This window comes from Streptococcus sp. Marseille-Q3604, from assembly GCF_916619785.1.
GTDB lineage: Bacteria > Bacillota > Bacilli > Lactobacillales > Streptococcaceae > Streptococcus.
Genome location: NZ_CAKAKM010000002.1, coordinates 48,869 through 64,916, shown reverse-complemented (window position 1 = coordinate 64,916; position 16,048 = coordinate 48,869). Strand labels below are relative to the sequence as shown.

Annotated in this window: 14 protein-coding genes and 1 tRNA gene; all 15 read left to right on the top strand. The window is 39.4% G+C overall.

Going from position 1 to position 16,048, the window contains the following annotated elements; translation table 11 throughout:
• Nucleotides 1-92 precede the first annotated feature (92 nt).
• Nucleotides 93-1,829: an ATP-dependent nuclease gene (locus LG375_RS04625; protein WP_080610307.1), complete on the top strand. Its 1,737-nt coding sequence runs from the start codon at nucleotides 93-95 to the stop codon at nucleotides 1,827-1,829.
• 759 nt (nucleotides 1,830-2,588) lie between these two features.
• On the top strand, nucleotides 2,589-2,786 hold the full coding sequence (locus LG375_RS04620) for a F0F1 ATP synthase subunit C (RefSeq protein WP_002890193.1): 198 nt from the start codon (nucleotides 2,589-2,591) through the stop codon (nucleotides 2,784-2,786).
• Between the two features lie 32 nt (nucleotides 2,787-2,818).
• A complete protein-coding gene (gene atpB / locus LG375_RS04615; RefSeq protein ID WP_002885921.1) occupies nucleotides 2,819-3,526 on the top strand; it encodes a F0F1 ATP synthase subunit A in 708 nt (235 codons plus the stop codon).
• Nucleotides 3,527-3,546: 20 nt separating this feature from the next.
• Nucleotides 3,547-4,044 (top strand): F0F1 ATP synthase subunit B, encoded by a 498-nt coding sequence (gene atpF / locus LG375_RS04610; RefSeq protein WP_225745389.1) that lies wholly within the window; start codon nucleotides 3,547-3,549, stop codon nucleotides 4,042-4,044.
• Nucleotides 4,044-4,580: a F0F1 ATP synthase subunit delta gene (locus LG375_RS04605; RefSeq protein ID WP_002885901.1), complete on the top strand. Its 537-nt coding sequence runs from the start codon at nucleotides 4,044-4,046 to the stop codon at nucleotides 4,578-4,580. The genes atpF and LG375_RS04605 overlap by 1 nt, the downstream gene beginning before the upstream one ends.
• 15 nt (nucleotides 4,581-4,595) lie before the next feature.
• Entirely contained in the window at nucleotides 4,596-6,101 is a 1,506-nt protein-coding gene (gene atpA / locus LG375_RS04600; protein ID WP_155198056.1) for a F0F1 ATP synthase subunit alpha, read from the top strand.
• 18 nt (nucleotides 6,102-6,119) lie between these two features.
• Entirely contained in the window at nucleotides 6,120-6,998 is an 879-nt protein-coding gene (locus tag LG375_RS04595; RefSeq protein WP_002890208.1) for a F0F1 ATP synthase subunit gamma, read from the top strand.
• A 76-nt stretch (nucleotides 6,999-7,074) separates the two neighbouring features.
• Nucleotides 7,075-8,481 (top strand): F0F1 ATP synthase subunit beta, encoded by a 1,407-nt coding sequence (gene atpD / locus LG375_RS04590; RefSeq protein WP_002890209.1) that lies wholly within the window; start codon nucleotides 7,075-7,077, stop codon nucleotides 8,479-8,481.
• A gap of 12 nt (nucleotides 8,482-8,493) precedes the next feature.
• The gene (locus LG375_RS04585) at nucleotides 8,494-8,910 is read left to right on the top strand and encodes a F0F1 ATP synthase subunit epsilon (RefSeq protein ID WP_002890211.1); all 417 of its coding nucleotides are present in this window, start codon (nucleotides 8,494-8,496) and stop codon (nucleotides 8,908-8,910) included.
• A 259-nt stretch (nucleotides 8,911-9,169) separates the two neighbouring features.
• The gene (gene ftsW, locus LG375_RS04580; protein ID WP_037599630.1) at nucleotides 9,170-10,450 is read left to right on the top strand and encodes a cell division peptidoglycan polymerase FtsW; all 1,281 of its coding nucleotides are present in this window, start codon (nucleotides 9,170-9,172) and stop codon (nucleotides 10,448-10,450) included.
• Between the two features lie 236 nt (nucleotides 10,451-10,686).
• Nucleotides 10,687-11,883: an elongation factor Tu gene (gene tuf, locus LG375_RS04575; RefSeq protein WP_002890213.1), complete on the top strand. Its 1,197-nt coding sequence runs from the start codon at nucleotides 10,687-10,689 to the stop codon at nucleotides 11,881-11,883.
• 254 nt (nucleotides 11,884-12,137) lie between these two features.
• Nucleotides 12,138-12,896, top strand: coding sequence for a triose-phosphate isomerase (gene tpiA / locus LG375_RS04570; RefSeq protein WP_002890214.1), 759 nt, complete (start codon nucleotides 12,138-12,140; stop codon nucleotides 12,894-12,896).
• 262 nt (nucleotides 12,897-13,158) lie between these two features.
• Nucleotides 13,159-15,144: a transketolase gene (tkt, locus tag LG375_RS04565; RefSeq protein WP_225745388.1), complete on the top strand. Its 1,986-nt coding sequence runs from the start codon at nucleotides 13,159-13,161 to the stop codon at nucleotides 15,142-15,144.
• A gap of 92 nt (nucleotides 15,145-15,236) precedes the next feature.
• Nucleotides 15,237-15,309, top strand: a tRNA-Thr gene (locus LG375_RS04560).
• A gap of 106 nt (nucleotides 15,310-15,415) precedes the next feature.
• A complete protein-coding gene (gene tmk / locus LG375_RS04555) occupies nucleotides 15,416-16,045 on the top strand; it encodes a dTMP kinase (RefSeq protein ID WP_175061090.1) in 630 nt (209 codons plus the stop codon).
• The last annotated feature ends 3 nt before the right edge of the window (nucleotides 16,046-16,048 follow it).

Sequence of the window (16,048 nt, the reverse complement as noted above, 5' to 3'; positions counted from 1 at the left end):
TGAGTTTGACTTGCAATGTATACTAAATGGTTTTTTTAGTTAAATTTTATATAATCAGATGTTAATTAAGCCATCTTTAGGAGTGAGTTTTAATGTTAGAAAAAATTCAATTTATAAATTATAAATGTTTTGAAGATGCAACAATTCCTTTAAGAGAAATTACAATTGCTGTGGGGAAAAATAATGCTGGTAAATCTACTATGATAGAGGGGTTGAGATTGATTGCATTAGCAATAAAAAGTGGTAAAAAACATAATTATAAAGATTTACCTCCTATTTTTCAGCAGAGAAACAAGAAGTCGAAGAAACTTAATTTAGATTCTTTAAAAATTGATCTACGTACAGTGTCTCATTTTTACAAAGAAGATATTATTTCAAAAATAATAGGATATTTTAATGATAAAAATAAGATTGAAATTTATATTTCAGATGATGTTGCTTATGCTTGTTATTATGATAAATCGGGAAGAAATATAAAAAGCGCAAATAAATTTCTAGTAAGTAGCTTTTCAAGAGTTGAGATATTACCTCAAATTGGATTAATTAAAGAAGAAGAAAGACAGTTAGCTGGAAGTACAATTGTTAATGGTCGAGATACTTATTTGTCTAGTAGGCATTTTAGAAATGAGATATTAGATGAGAAAACAAAGGATATAACAGTTTACGAAGAATTTTGTCAGTTAGCAGAGCAAACTTGGCAAGGGTTGAAAGTAAAAGAATTGATTGCACCGTCGAGAGGATTTATAGGGGATAGCACTCCTCCAATCCAATTAATGATAGAAGCAGATAGATTTACTTCGGAGATAGGCTATATGGGGAGTGGTCTTCAAATGTGGCTTCAGATTATTTGGTTTATTTGCAAATCTGCAGAGTCAGAGACTGTGATACTAGATGAACCTGATGTTTATATGCATCCAGACCTACAGAGGAGTTTAGTAAAAATTGTAAAGAATAGATTTAAGCAGGTAATTATTGCTTCACATTCAGTAGAAATTTTATCAGAGGTTAATCCCGAAAATGTACTAATGATTGATAAATCTAAACAAACCATGAAATTCTCTTCAGACATCATTTCTGTACAAAATACATTGGAGGACTTAGGCAGTTCGCAAAACATTACATTGTTAAGGATTGCGAATTCTAAAAAATGCATTTTTGTCGAGAATTCAAGTGATTTAAAAATCTTAAATAAAATTTATGAAAAATGTTACCCAGAAAATAACGATTCACTACTAACACTTCCATTCGTGGAATTAAAAGGAGCAAGTAATCTACCACAAGCTTTTGGGTTATCAAAACTATTTGCGGGTGAAACTAAAGGTAGTATACAAGTAAAATGTATTTTAGATAGAGATTATTTCCCGCAAACTTGGTTAGATAAAAAGATATTTGAAGCAAAAGATGCTGACTTAAATTTAAAATTCTGGAATAAGAAAGAAATTGAAAATTACTTTCTTATTCCAAAAGTTTTATTTGCCATCTCAGGGATGGAAAATGAAATAATTTTTTATCAATATTTGGATAAAAAAATTGATGAAAACTTCAAAGATGAAGTGGCAGATTCATTGTCAACAAAACTAAAAGAATTAAATAGTAAGTGGGACATTGTTAAGGCTAATTCTGAAGCAAGAAAAATACGTGATAAATCATGGAATACTTTAGAAGAAAAGTTATCTATTATTGGTGGAAAGAAAGCCTTAACAATGATAAGAGCTTGGTTCCAGAGTGAGTTTAAAAGGTCCTGCTCGATTGATGATATAATAAAAAACGCTCAAAAAGAAGATTTTGATAAAGAAATTATTGAAATGATTGAATGGCTTAGAGAATAGATTATGGTTTTCACAATTGAATTTATTATAATTAACAATTGAACTCTGGTACTCCTTAGTTTTCAAGTATAGTGGAAGAAGTTTATTACTATTAAAAAACTAACTTACTCATCTTTTTATTAATTTCTATTTTCAAATTACTATTTAATCGTATTGGAAGAAATAGATATTTCAGTAAGCATAGTACCGGATGATAGATTCTATAAATTTATGTCAATTTGAGGAGGATAAAAGTATTGCTTGTTTCTCAGGTGTCTAGAATAGTTAGTTGGCTTTATAAGGCTATGATTTTGAGATATTTTAGGTTTTTAGTGTCACGATTATCATAAAGTTTTTGAAGATTGTAGAAAAAATTCCCTTTAGATACTTTGTATGAATGTAGAGCGCAATCCTCGTTTGATTTTCGTTGAAAATATAAAATCCCCTTCAGTTTTCTTTAAGCAACCAAAGCTATACTATAGTCATCCTAATAAGTATTACTGAACGTCGTTCGGTAGCGCTCACATGTTCTGGTTTTAAGTCAGACAGTGTATCTTTCTTTTTTCATAAATCTCCCAAACAAGTCTAATCTCACAAGGTTAGGCTTGTTTTTATGAAATAAGCAGAAAGTTTTTCATTAAAAGTAAACGCCTGTGTAAGTAAAATGAAAACGTTAGGCAAAGTCAGTGAAAACGTCTAAAAAACCGTCAATTCATTGACTTTCGTGGAAAATAGGACTAAAATAGCAGGGTAAAAATAATTAAAAAGGAGAATTCTACTATGAATCTAACTATCTTAGCCCTCGGTTTGGCCGTTATGGGTGTATCTGTTGGTGAGGGTATCCTCGTTGCCAATATCGCTAAAGCTGCAGCTCGCCAACCTGAGATGTTTAGCAAACTTCAAACATTGATGTTTACTGGTGTTGCCTTTATCGAAGGTACCTTCTTCGTATTGTTTGCCCTTAGCTACATTGTCTAATAGACAAATAAAAGATGAAGGAGGGATGAGCAGTGGAAACTACAAGTAATCCAACCGTCTCATTATTTGGGATTGATTTTGACTTGACTGTCCTTGCCATGTCTCTCTTGACAGTAATTATCGTTTTTGGAGTGGTTTTTTGGTCAAGTCGTAAGATGACCATTAAACCAAAGGGAAAACAAAATGTGCTTGAGTTCATCTATGAGTTTGTGAACAGTACCATTTCTCAAAGTCTTGGGAAATTCACGAAGAATTATAGTTTGCTCTTGTTTGTAATTTTCACCTTTGTTTTTACAGCAAACAACTTAGGTTTGCTTGTATCTGTAAAAAGTGAGCATTACAATTTTTGGACTTCTCCAACATCGAACTTCGGTGTTACTATCACTCTTTCTTTGATTATTACCCTCATTAGTCATATTGAGGGGATCCGTAAAAAAGGGTTTAAAGGCTATCTAAAGGGCTACCTTTCACCATACCCAGCTATGCTCCCAATGAACATTTTGGAACAATTAACCAACCTTGCTTCATTGGCCTTGCGTTTGTTTGGTAACATTTATTCTGGTGAGGTACTTACTGGCTTGATTCTTCAATTAGTGACCTGGTCTGCTTTTGCAGCACCTGTATCCTTTGCTTTGAACCTTGTCTGGGTTGCCTTTTCAGCCTTTATCGGCTTTATCCAAGCCTATGTCTTTATTATCCTAAGTTCAAACTATATTGGTGATAAAGTCAACGAAGAATAATTAAGAAAGGGAGAAATGAAATGTCATTACTGATTAATAGTACGACACTTGGTAATATCATTATCACACTCGGCTCAGTTTTTCTCTTGTATTACCTCATCCGTAAATTCGCATGGGATCAAATTACAGGAATCTTTGCTGCTCGTGAAAAGAAAATTGCCACAGATATTGATAGTGCTGAAAATGCTCGTCAAGAAGCAGAACGCTTGGTACAAAAACGTCAAGATGAGTTGGCAGGTGCTCGCACTGAGGCAGCTCAAATTATTGATGGGGCCAAGGAAACTGGTAAAACTCAAGAATCAAAAATCATTGCAGAAGCACATGATGAAGCTAAACGCTTGAAAGAGAAAGCAAATCAAGACATCGCCCAAAGCCGTGTGGAAGCACTTGCTGGCGTTAAAGGTGAAGTTGCAGACTTGACTGTCCTCTTGGCGGAAAAAGTTATGAAACAAAACCTTGATGCTAAAGCGCAATCTGACTTGATTGATAGCTATCTTGATCAATTAGGAGATGCTTAATGGATAAGAAAACACAAGCTCTTGTTGAGCAGTATGCCAGAAGTCTGGTAGAAGTCGCTTTTGAACAAGACGCCGTGTCAACAATCCAAGAAGAAGTAAGGCAAATCCTAACAGTTTTTGCTGAAACAAATCTAAAAACCTTCTTGTCGCAGGAAAATGTGACAAGTGAAGCTAAAAAAGAAAGTTTGAGCTTGTTTCAAGAGTCTTGTTCAGTGTATATGAACAATTTTCTTGAGGTAATCTTACTCAATGACCGTGCCAACATTCTCTATGATGTGTTGAAATTGGTCCTTGAGCTCTTTGATCAAGAAGACAATACTTACGATGTTACAGTGACATCAGCAAGTCCCTTGTCTGAGGAACAAAAAGCCCGACTTTTGGCGATTGTTTCACAAAAATTTGAGATTAAGACACGTCGTTTAGTAGAAAAAATTGATGAGGACCTCATCGGAGGATTCGTCATCAAAGCAAAAAATAAGGTTGTTGACACGTCAATTCGCAGTCAATTGCAAACCTTTAAAACGAATTTGAAATAGAAAGTGGTGTGACTTTTGGCAATTAACGCACAAGAAATTAGCGCTTTAATTAAAAAGCAAATTGAAAACTTCCAGCCAAACTTTGACGTCACTGAAACTGGTGTCGTTACCTATATCGGTGACGGTATCGCACGTGCTCGTGGTCTTGATAATGCCATGAGTGGTGAGTTGCTCGAATTTGAAAATGGTGCCTATGGTATGGCCCAAAACCTTGAATCTAATGATGTCGGTATCATTATCTTGGGGGATTTCGTAGCAATTCGTGAAGGCGATATTGTTAAACGTACTGGAAAAATCATGGAAGTTCCAGTTGGTGAAGCCCTTATTGGTCGTGTAGTAAACCCACTTGGGCAACCAGTTGATGGTCTTGGTGACATCGAAACAACAGGTTTCCGTCCAGTTGAAACACCTGCTCCAGGTGTTATGCAACGTAAATCAGTTTCTGAGCCATTGCAAACTGGTCTTAAGGCGATTGATGCCTTGGTTCCAATTGGACGTGGTCAACGTGAGTTGGTCATCGGAGACCGCCAAACTGGTAAAACTTCAGTAGCCATTGATGCGATCTTGAACCAAAAAGGTCAAGATATGATCTGTATCTATGTGGCTATTGGTCAAAAAGAATCAACAGTTCGTACACAAGTAGAAACTCTCCGTAAACATGGTGCTCTTGATTACACAATCGTTGTGACTGCCTCAGCATCACAACCATCACCATTGCTTTACATCGCGCCTTACGCTGGTGTTGCAATGGCTGAAGAGTTCATGTATAACGGAAAACACGTCTTGATTGTTTATGATGATTTGTCTAAACAAGCCGTGGCCTATCGTGAACTTTCATTGCTTCTCCGTCGTCCACCAGGTCGTGAAGCCTACCCAGGGGATGTCTTCTATCTCCACTCACGTCTTTTGGAACGTTCAGCTAAAGTTTCAGATGATCTTGGTGGTGGTTCAATTACTGCCTTGCCAATCATCCAAACGCAAGCCGGAGATATCTCAGCTTATATCGCAACAAACGTTATCTCAATCACAGATGGACAAATCTTCTTGCAAGAAAACTTGTTTAACTCAGGTATTCGTCCAGCCATTGATGCGGGTTCTTCCGTATCACGTGTAGGTGGATCAGCGCAAATTAAAGCGATGAAGAAGGTTGCTGGTACACTTCGTCTTGACTTGGCTTCATATCGTGAACTTGAAGCCTTTACGCAATTTGGTTCAGATTTGGATGCTGCGACTCAAGCGAAATTGAACCGTGGTCGTCGTACAATTGAAGTTTTGAAACAACCGCTTCATAAACCACTTCCAGTTGAGAAACAAGTTGTTATCCTTTACGCTTTGACACACGGTTTCTTGGATAGTGTTCCGGTTGATCAAATCTTGGATTTTGAAGAAGCACTCTATGACTACTTTGATAGTCACCATGAGGATATCTTTGAAACTATTCGTACAACTAAGGATCTTCCTGAGGAATCTGTACTTAATGAAGCTATCCAAGTTTTCAAAGATCAGTCAGAATACAAATAGAAATAGGGAGGACAGCATATGGCAGGCTCTCTAAGAGAAATCCAAGCAAAAATTGCTTCAACTAAGAAAACGAGTCAAATCACAGGAGCCATGCAAATGGTTTCTGCCTCAAAATTGACACGTTCTGAGCAAGCTGCTAAAGATTTCCAAATCTATGCCTCAAAAATTAGACAGATCACAACAGATCTTCTACATTCAGAATTGATTAATGGTTCGTCAAATCCAATGTTGGATGCACGCCCAGTTCGTAAGACAGGTTACATTGTCATTACTTCAGATAAAGGACTCGTTGGAGGTTATAACTCAACAATTCTTAAAGCTGTGTTGGACATGATTAAACGTGACCATGATTCTGAAGATGAATATGCTATCATTTCTATTGGTGGAACAGGTTCAGATTTCTTCAAGGCTCGTAACATGAATGTTGCTTTTGAACTTCGTGGCCTTGAAGATCAACCTAGTTTTGATCAAGTCGGAAAAATCATTTCTAAAGCTGTAGGAATGTATCAAAATGAACTTTTTGATGAACTCTATGTGTGCTATAACCACCATGTTAACAGTTTGTCTAGCGAAGTTCGTGTGGAACAAATGCTTCCTATCGCTGATTTGGATCCCAATGAATCAGAAGGTCATGTGTTGACCAAGTTTGAATTGGAACCAGATCGTGACACTATTTTGGATCAACTCTTACCACAATATGCGGAGAGTCTTATCTACGGTGCTATCGTAGATGCCAAAACAGCTGAGCACGCAGCGGGTATGACTGCAATGCAGACAGCCACTGATAATGCTAAGAATGTGATTAACGATTTGACAATCCAATATAACCGTGCGCGTCAAGCTGCCATCACTCAGGAAATTACTGAAATTGTTGGTGGTGCAAGTGCACTTGAATAGCTAGAGATTTGTCTTAATTAGACACACATGAAAAAGGGATGATTGTCATCCAAAAAACTATCATAAGGAGAAAACAATGAGCTCAGGCAAAATTGCTCAGGTTGTTGGTCCTGTTGTAGACGTAGCGTTTGCAGCTGGTGATAAACTCCCTGAGATTAACAATGCATTGGTCGTTTATACTGACGAACAAAAGTCTAAACGTATCGTGCTCGAAGTAGCTCTTGAACTTGGAGAAGGTGTGGTTCGTACCATTGCCATGGAATCTACTGATGGATTGACTCGTGGACTAGAAGTTCTGGACACTGGTCGTCCAATCAGCGTTCCTGTTGGTAAAGATACCCTTGGACGTGTCTTTAACGTTCTTGGTGATACCATTGACTTGGAAGCACCTTTTGCAGAAGATGCAGAGCGTGAACCAATTCACAAAAAAGCACCAACTTTCGATGAATTGTCAACATCTACTGAAATCCTTGAAACAGGGATTAAAGTTATCGACTTGCTTGCCCCTTACCTTAAAGGTGGTAAAGTCGGACTCTTTGGTGGTGCCGGTGTTGGTAAAACCGTTCTTATTCAAGAGTTGATTCACAACATTGCCCAAGAGCACGGTGGTATTTCCGTGTTTACAGGTGTTGGTGAACGTACACGTGAAGGTAATGACCTTTACTGGGAAATGAAAGAATCTGGCGTTATTGAGAAAACAGCCATGGTCTTCGGTCAAATGAACGAACCACCTGGAGCACGTATGCGTGTTGCTCTTACTGGTTTGACAATTGCGGAATACTTCCGTGATGTCGAAGGTCAAGACGTGCTTCTCTTCATCGATAACATCTTCCGTTTCACTCAAGCAGGTTCTGAGGTTTCTGCCCTTCTTGGTCGTATGCCATCAGCCGTTGGTTACCAACCTACACTTGCTACTGAAATGGGTCAATTGCAAGAACGTATCACATCAACTAAAAAAGGTTCTGTTACATCAATCCAAGCCATCTACGTTCCAGCCGATGACTATACTGACCCAGCGCCAGCTACAGCATTTGCTCACTTGGATTCAACAACCAACCTTGAACGTAAGTTGACACAAATGGGTATTTACCCAGCCGTTGACCCATTGGCATCAAGCTCACGTGCCCTTTCACCTGAAATTGTTGGTGAAGAACACTATGCTGTTGCGACTGAAGTTCAACGTGTGCTTCAACGTTACCGTGAATTGCAAGATATTATCGCTATCCTTGGTATGGATGAATTGTCAGACGAAGAAAAAACATTGGTTGGACGTGCTCGTCGTATCCAATTCTTCTTGTCACAAAACTTTAACGTTGCTGAACAGTTTACAGGTCAACCAGGTTCTTATGTTCCAGTTGCTGAAACCGTTCGTAGCTTTAAAGAAATTCTTGAAGGTAAATATGATAATCTTCCAGAAGATGCCTTCCGTAGCGTAGGTCCAATTGAGGATGTAGTAGCTAAAGCTAAAGCTATGGGCTACTAATGAGGTGAAGATATGGCACAAATGACCGTACAAGTGGTAACTCCGGATGGTCTGAAATATGACCACCATGCCAGCTTTATCCACGCGGTTACTAAAGATGGTCAAATTGGTATCTTGCCAGGCCATATTAACTTGATTGCGCCACTTGAAGTGGATGAACTCAAGGTTCGTCGTGTGGATGACGAGAGTCACGTCGATTGGATTGCCGTAAACGGTGGTATCATCGAAGTTAAAGATGATTTTATTACTATCGTTGCCGATTCAGCAGAACGTGAACGCGACATTGACGTTTCTCGTGCCGAACGTGCCAAGCAACGTGCCGAACGTGACTTGGAAGAAGCAACTAAATCTGACCGTATTGATGAAGTTCAACGTGCTCAGGTTGCTCTCCGTCGAGCACTTAATCGTATCAGTGTCGGTACAAAATAAGACAACAAAAAACGAGACTTTGGTCCCGTTTTTTATTTGTCGTAAAAGAAAACATGAGAAGTAGCAAAGTTATCAAAGAAAGCTCATTGTAAAACCTATCTGAAGGTAAGATAAAAAATCAGATTTCCAGTCCTGAAAACGGTTAATTTAGCTTTTACTTTAGTTTAAGGTATCAAAGTGTTATAATATAAGCTGTTAGCTTTATATTTTAAGAGAAAATGTAGAGTAACGTAATAGAAAGTATGAGTTTTTTAAAGATATGAAAATTGAAAAGAAGCATCTTTTAGATTACACCATCTTGATACCTTATTTAATCTTATCCATAGTTGGTTTAATAGTAGTGTATTCAACAACAAGTGCTCGTTTAGTAGCCTTGGGAGCCAATCCCTTCGCATCTGTTATAAACCAAGGAGCCTTTTGGTTGGTATCCTTGTTCTCTATTTTTTTCATCTACCGACTGAAGTTGAACTTTCTCAGGAAAGATAAGCTTTTGGGTGTTGTTATTGCCTTTGAGATTTTACTTTTGGTCATTGCCAAATTTTTCACCAGGGAAATCAATGGTGCCAATGGTTGGATTGTGCTTGGTCCCTTGTCTTTCCAACCAGCGGAGTACCTTAAGATCATTGTTGTCTGGTTTTTGGCACACACTTTTTCAAAAAAACAGTCTGCTATAGAACGTTATGACTATCAAGCCTTGACGAAGAATAGATGGATTCCTAGAAATGGTAAGGAACTTAATGACTGGCGTGTTTATTTGCTTGTAATGATTGGTTTGGTTGCTATCCAACCTGACTTGGGTAATGCGGCTATCATTGTATTGACTACGGTAGTTATGTTTTCAATTTCTGGTGTTGGCTACCGTTGGTTCACGGCCTTATTTGCCGGCATTGTAGGGATTTCATCAGCGTTCCTTGGTTTAATTGCCTTAGTTGGGGTTCAAACCATGGCTAAGGTACCTATCTTCGGTTATGTTGCCAAGCGTTTCGCAGCATATTTTAATCCGTTCAAGGATTTGACTGGATCTGGTCTCCAGCTATCTCATTCCTACTATGCTATGAGTAATGGGGGCTGGTTCGGTCTTGGACTTGGAAATTCGATTGAAAAAACTGGTTATCTCCCAGAAGCTACAACAGACTTTGTGTTTTCAATTGCAATTGAAGAGTTAGGTCTTATCGGAGCTGGCTTGATTCTGGCCCTCCTCTTTTTCCTCATTCTTCGTATTATGATTGTGGGAGTCAAGGCACGAAATCCTTTTAACTCTATGATGGCATTGGGTGTAGGTGCCTTAATGCTAATGCAGGTCTTCGTTAACATCGGAGGAATCTCAGGGCTAATTCCATCAACAGGGGTTACCTTCCCCTTCCTTTCGCAAGGAGGTAACTCTCTTTTAGTGACTTCAGTTGGGATAGCCTTTGTCTTGAACATCGCTGCTAATGAAAAGCGTGATAATATTGTTCAAGCGATTGAGGATGAGTTATCTCAGACTCAAGAATTGGAAAATCAAGATGAAAAAATCGTACCTTTAAGAAGAAGTCGTTAATACGGCTTCTTTTTTCGTTAGATGGTGTTAGGCAGTAGTATGAAGATAGTGAAAACTAATAGGAGCAGTAGAAATAGAATTATTGAAAGTAATATTTGTAATTACTCTAAAGAAAAACTGAAAACTATATAAAATACTTGCAATTCTATGACATTTTGATAGAATAGTAGAGTAAAGTTAGACTGTATTGCCTACTGTCTATCTATAAAATATATTTTATTGGAGGCTTTTCCTAAATGGCAAAAGAAAAATACGATCGTAGTAAACCACACGTTAACATTGGTACAATCGGACACGTTGACCACGGTAAAACTACTTTGACAGCTGCAATCACAACTGTATTGGCTCGTCGTCTTCCTAGCGCAGTTAACACACCAAAAGACTACGCTTCAATCGACGCTGCTCCAGAAGAACGTGAACGCGGTATCACAATCAACACTGCACACGTTGAGTATGAAACTGAAAAACGTCACTACGCTCACATCGACGCGCCTGGACACGCGGACTACGTTAAAAACATGATCACTGGTGCTGCTCAAATGGACGGTGCGATCCTTGTAGTAGCATCTACTGACGGACCAATGCCACAAACTCGTGAGCACATCCTTCTTTCACGTCAGGTTGGTGTTAAACACCTTATCGTCTTCATGAACAAAGTTGACTTGGTTGACGATGAAGAATTGCTTGAATTGGTTGAAATGGAAATCCGTGACCTTCTTTCAGAATACGATTTCCCAGGTGATGACATTCCAGTTATCCAAGGTTCAGCTCTTAAAGCTCTTGAAGGTGATTCTAAATACGAAGACATCATCATGGACTTGATGAACACTGTTGACGAATACATTCCAGAACCAGAACGTGACACTGACAAACCATTGTTGCTTCCAGTCGAAGACGTATTCTCAATCACTGGTCGTGGTACTGTTGCTTCAGGACGTATCGACCGTGGTGTTGTTCGTGTCAATGACGAAGTTGAAATCGTTGGTCTTAAAGAAGAAATCCAAAAAGCAGTTGTAACTGGTGTTGAAATGTTCCGTAAACAACTTGACGAAGGTATTGCCGGAGATAACGTCGGTGTCCTTCTTCGTGGTATCCAACGTGATGAAATCGAACGTGGTCAAGTATTGGCTGCACCTGGTTCAATCAACCCACACACTAAATTCAAAGGTGAAGTTTACATCCTTTCTAAAGAAGAAGGTGGACGTCACACTCCATTCTTCAACAACTACCGTCCACAGTTCTACTTCCGTACAACTGACGTAACAGGTTCAATCGAACTTCCTGCAGGTACTGAAATGGTTATGCCTGGTGATAACGTGACTATCGACGTTGAGTTGATTCACCCAATCGCCGTTGAACAAGGTACAACATTCTCTATCCGTGAAGGTGGACGTACTGTTGGTTCAGGTATCGTATCTGAAATCGAAGCTTAATTAATATTAAGTTCCCAATACAATTATTCGTCAGACAATAATTGAGAGAGTCGAGTTTACTCGGCTCTTTTTGGTGTTTAAAAATACTTGTGATTCTATACTTTTTAACTGTTTAAGGTGCTTAAGCTAAGTTTTGATAGTGATAAAAAGTCATAAAGCAAGTCGAGTTTTCGGAATTTTCCTAAAATCCTAGTAATAGTAAGGGATTTGTGATAAAATAAACGAGTAAATAAATAAAAGAAGAGGTATGTTAAATGTCACGTAAACCATTTATCGCTGGTAACTGGAAAATGAACAAAAATCCAGAAGAAGCAAAAGCATTCGTTGAAGCTGTAGCATCAAAACTTCCTTCATCAGATCTTGTTGAAGCTGGTATCGCAGCTCCTGCAGTTGACTTGACAGCTGTACTTGCCGCTGCTAAAGGTTCAAACCTTAAAGTTGCTGCGCAAAACACTTACTTTGAAAATGCTGGTGCCTTCACTGGTGAAACTAGCCCACAAGTTTTGAAAGAAATCGGTACTGACTACGTTGTTATCGGTCACTCAGAACGTCGTGACTACTTCCACGAAACTGATGAAGACATCAACAAAAAAGCAAAAGCAATCTTTGCTAACGGTATGCTTCCAATCATCTGTTGTGGTGAATCACTTGAAACTTACGAAGCTGGTAAAGCAGCAGAATTCGTAGGTGCTCAAGTTTCAGCTGCTCTTGCTGGATTGACTGCAGAACAAGTAGCTTCAACAGTAATCGCATACGAACCAATCTGGGCTATCGGTACTGGTAAATCAGCTTCACAAGACGACGCACAAAAAATGTGTAAAGTTGTTCGTGACGTTGTAGCTGCTGACTTTGGTCAAGAAGTTGCTGACAAAGTACGTGTTCAATACGGTGGATCAGTTAAGCCTGAAAACGTTGCTGAATACATGGCTTGTCCAGACGTTGACGGAGCTCTTGTTGGTGGTGCATCACTTGAAGCTGAAAGCTTCTTGGCATTGCTTGACTTCGTTAAATAATTTTACATAAAGTCGGGGTTTCCCTCGGCTTTTTTGTTTTTTGATGAATAGATTTAATAATTGCTTGGGATAAGACAAATGCTATTGGTTTGTATAAACGAACGCTTTAGGTCCTGTATTTTATAGGTTTAGGGTTTCACAAATAGAATTGGATTGCCCAAAGAGATAGATAATATGCTATAATTAGAATAGTATAACTAGAGCTCAGACGCTAATAGTCTGTATGCTCCGCATTTTTTTTCCAAAAAGGAGAGTTAGAATCATGACTTTTGATGCAATTGACCAAATGGCGGTCAGCACTATTCGTTCACTTTCGATCGAGGCAATTCAAGCTGCGAATTCTGGGCACCCAGGTCTTCCTATGGGTGCAGCGCCAATGGCTTATGTGCTTTGGAACCATGTGATGAATGTTAATCCAAAGACTAGCCGTAACTGGACAAACCGTGACCGTTTTGTTCTTTCTGCAGGTCATGGTTCTGCTTTGCTTTATAGCCTCTTGCACCTTTCAGGCTATGATGTATCAATGGATGATTTGAAGAACTTCCGTCAATGGGGTTCTAAGACTCCAGGTCACCCTGAAGTTAATCATACTGATGGTGTTGAAGCAACATCAGGTCCTCTTGGTCAAGGGATTGCTAACGCTGTAGGTATGGCAATGGCTGAAGCACACTTGGCAGCTAAATTTAACAAACCTGGTTTTGATATTGTTGATCATTATACTTATGCCCTCCATGGAGATGGTTGTTTGATGGAAGGTGTTTCTCAAGAAGCTGCTAGCCTTGCAGGTCACCTTAAACTTGGTAAGTTGGTTCTTCTTTACGATTCAAACGATATTTCACTTGATGGACCAACATCAATGGCATTCACTGAGGATGTTAAGGCTAAGTTTGAAGCTTATGGTTGGCAACATATTCTTGTTAAAGATGGTAATGATTTGGAAGCTATTGCTAAAGCTATCGAAGAAGCTAAGGCTGAGACAGATAAACCATCTATTATCGAAGTTAAGACAATCATCGGTTATGGAGCTGAAGGACAAGGAACATCAGCTGTCCACGGTGCTCCAATTGGTCAAGAGGGAATCGACCGTGCTAAAGATGTTTACGGATATGATGCACCAGCTTTCACAGTACCAGATGAAGTCGTTCGTCGTTTTGAAGCTGGTATTAAATTCCGTGGAGAAGCTGCTGAGAATGCTTGGCAAACTAAATTTGCAGAATATGAAGCTGCTTACCCAGAATTGGCTGCTGAATACAAGGCTGCCTTTGCGAATGAACCTGCACATGTTGAGTTGAATGCTCATGAATTGGGTTCAGCAGTAGCTAGCCGTGTGTCAAGCCAACAAGCTATTCAACAGATTTCTGAGCAAGTTCCTTCATTCTGGGGAGGTTCTGCAGACCTTTCAGCTTCTAACAACACTATGGTTAAAGCTGAGTCTGATTTCCAAGCAGACAACTATGCTGGACGTAATATTTGGTTTGGTGTACGTGAGTTTGCTATGGCTGCAGCGATGAATGGTATTGCTCTCCATGGTGGTACTCGTGTTTATGGTGGTACTTTCTTCGTCTTCTCAAACTACTTGCTTCCAGCGGTACGTATGGCTGCGCTTCAAAACTTGCCAGTAACTTATGTTATGACCCACGACTCAGTGGCAGTTGGTGAAGATGGACCTACTCACGAGCCAATCGAACAATTGGCAAGTGTGCGTTCAATGCCTAACCTTAACGTTATCCGTCCTGCAGATGGTAATGAAACTAATGCTGCATGGAAACGTGCTTTGGCTGAGACTGAACGCCCAACAATGCTAGTTTTGACACGTCAAAACTTGCCAGTCCTTGATGGTACAGCTGAAAATGCTGAAGCTGGTGTCAATAAAGGGGCTTACATCATCTCGGAAGCTAAAGGTGATCTTGATGGTATCATCATTGCGACTGGTTCTGAAGTGAAATTGGCTCTTGATACCCAAGCGGCTCTTGAAGCTGAAGGTGTGCATGTTCGTGTCGTTTCAATGCCATCACAAAATCTCTTTGATGAACAAGATGTAGCATATAAAGAAGAAGTTCTTCCAGCAGCTGTGACAAAACGTTTGGCTATCGAAGCTGGAACAAGCTTTGGATGGGGCAAATACGTTGGTCTTGCAGGTAAAACACTTACTATTGATACTTGGGGTGCCTCAGCACCTGGTGACCGTATCTTTAAGGAATATGGTTTCACTGTTGAAAATGCAAGTCAACTTTACAAATCATTGTAAGAAAAGAAAGAGCTTGGTTAGTCCAAGTTCTTTTTTGTAAATTTCATACAGAGCTTGACTTTTGGGTCTAGAGTGCTAGAATGACTGTGTTAGCCGATTTAGCTCAGTTGGTAGAGCAACGCACTCGTAACGCGTAGGTCACAGGTTCGAAACCTGCAATCGGCATGGTCAGAAGTATTCAGATAGAAAAAAGGGGTTAGGAACCTCTTTTTTTCTTCCATCTAAGCTAAAATTTGATAAAATAGAAGGTAATAAAAATAAAGGAAGTATCATGTCAAAAGGGTTATTAATCTCAATCGAAGGGCCAGATGGTGCTGGAAAGACTACAGTTTTGGAGGCGCTTTTGCCTCGTCTTAGAGAAGCCTATCCAGCCAAAGTCGTGACGACACGTGAACCAGGCGGAGTAGCTATTGCAGAGCAAATCCGTGAGGTTATTCTGGACGTAAATAATACGGCTATGGATGCTAAGACAGAGCTCTTGCTCTATATTGCGGCTCGCCGCCAACACTTGGTTGAGAAGGTTTTGCCAGAGCTTGAAAAAGGCAATATGGTCATTATGGATCGTTTTATTGATTCATCAGTTGCTTATCAAGGGACTGGTCGTGGCTTGGATCAGGACGAGATTTCCTGGTTAAATGCCTATGCGACTGATGGTTATAAACCTGACGTGACCTTGTTATTTGATGTGGATTCTGAAACTGGTTTGGCCCGCATTGCAGCCAGCGGTGAACGTGAAGTCAACCGCTTAGATTTAGAGAAGCTTGACTTGCATCAGCGAGTACGTCAAGGTTATTTGGATTTGGCTAAGGCTGAACCAGAACGTATCAAGTTAATCGATGCCTCACAGGCTTTTGAAGATGTTGTAGAACAAGCTTGGAAAGTAATTGAAGGCTATTTATAAGGA

Coding starts and splice junctions, on each gene's coding strand:
- LG375_RS04625 (WP_080610307.1), top strand. CDS start 93: ATGTTAGAAAAAATTCAATTTATAAATTATAAATGTTTTGAAGATGCA.
- LG375_RS04620 (WP_002890193.1), top strand. CDS start 2,589: ATGAATCTAACTATCTTAGCCCTCGGTTTGGCCGTTATGGGTGTATCT.
- atpF (WP_225745389.1), top strand. CDS start 3,547: ATGTCATTACTGATTAATAGTACGACACTTGGTAATATCATTATCACA.
- LG375_RS04605 (WP_002885901.1), top strand. CDS start 4,044: ATGGATAAGAAAACACAAGCTCTTGTTGAGCAGTATGCCAGAAGTCTG.
- LG375_RS04595 (WP_002890208.1), top strand. CDS start 6,120: ATGGCAGGCTCTCTAAGAGAAATCCAAGCAAAAATTGCTTCAACTAAG.
- atpD (WP_002890209.1), top strand. CDS start 7,075: ATGAGCTCAGGCAAAATTGCTCAGGTTGTTGGTCCTGTTGTAGACGTA.
- LG375_RS04585 (WP_002890211.1), top strand. CDS start 8,494: ATGGCACAAATGACCGTACAAGTGGTAACTCCGGATGGTCTGAAATAT.
- ftsW (WP_037599630.1), top strand. CDS start 9,170: ATGAAAATTGAAAAGAAGCATCTTTTAGATTACACCATCTTGATACCT.
- tuf (WP_002890213.1), top strand. CDS start 10,687: ATGGCAAAAGAAAAATACGATCGTAGTAAACCACACGTTAACATTGGT.
- tpiA (WP_002890214.1), top strand. CDS start 12,138: ATGTCACGTAAACCATTTATCGCTGGTAACTGGAAAATGAACAAAAAT.
- tkt (WP_225745388.1), top strand. CDS start 13,159: ATGACTTTTGATGCAATTGACCAAATGGCGGTCAGCACTATTCGTTCA.
- tmk (WP_175061090.1), top strand. CDS start 15,416: ATGTCAAAAGGGTTATTAATCTCAATCGAAGGGCCAGATGGTGCTGGA.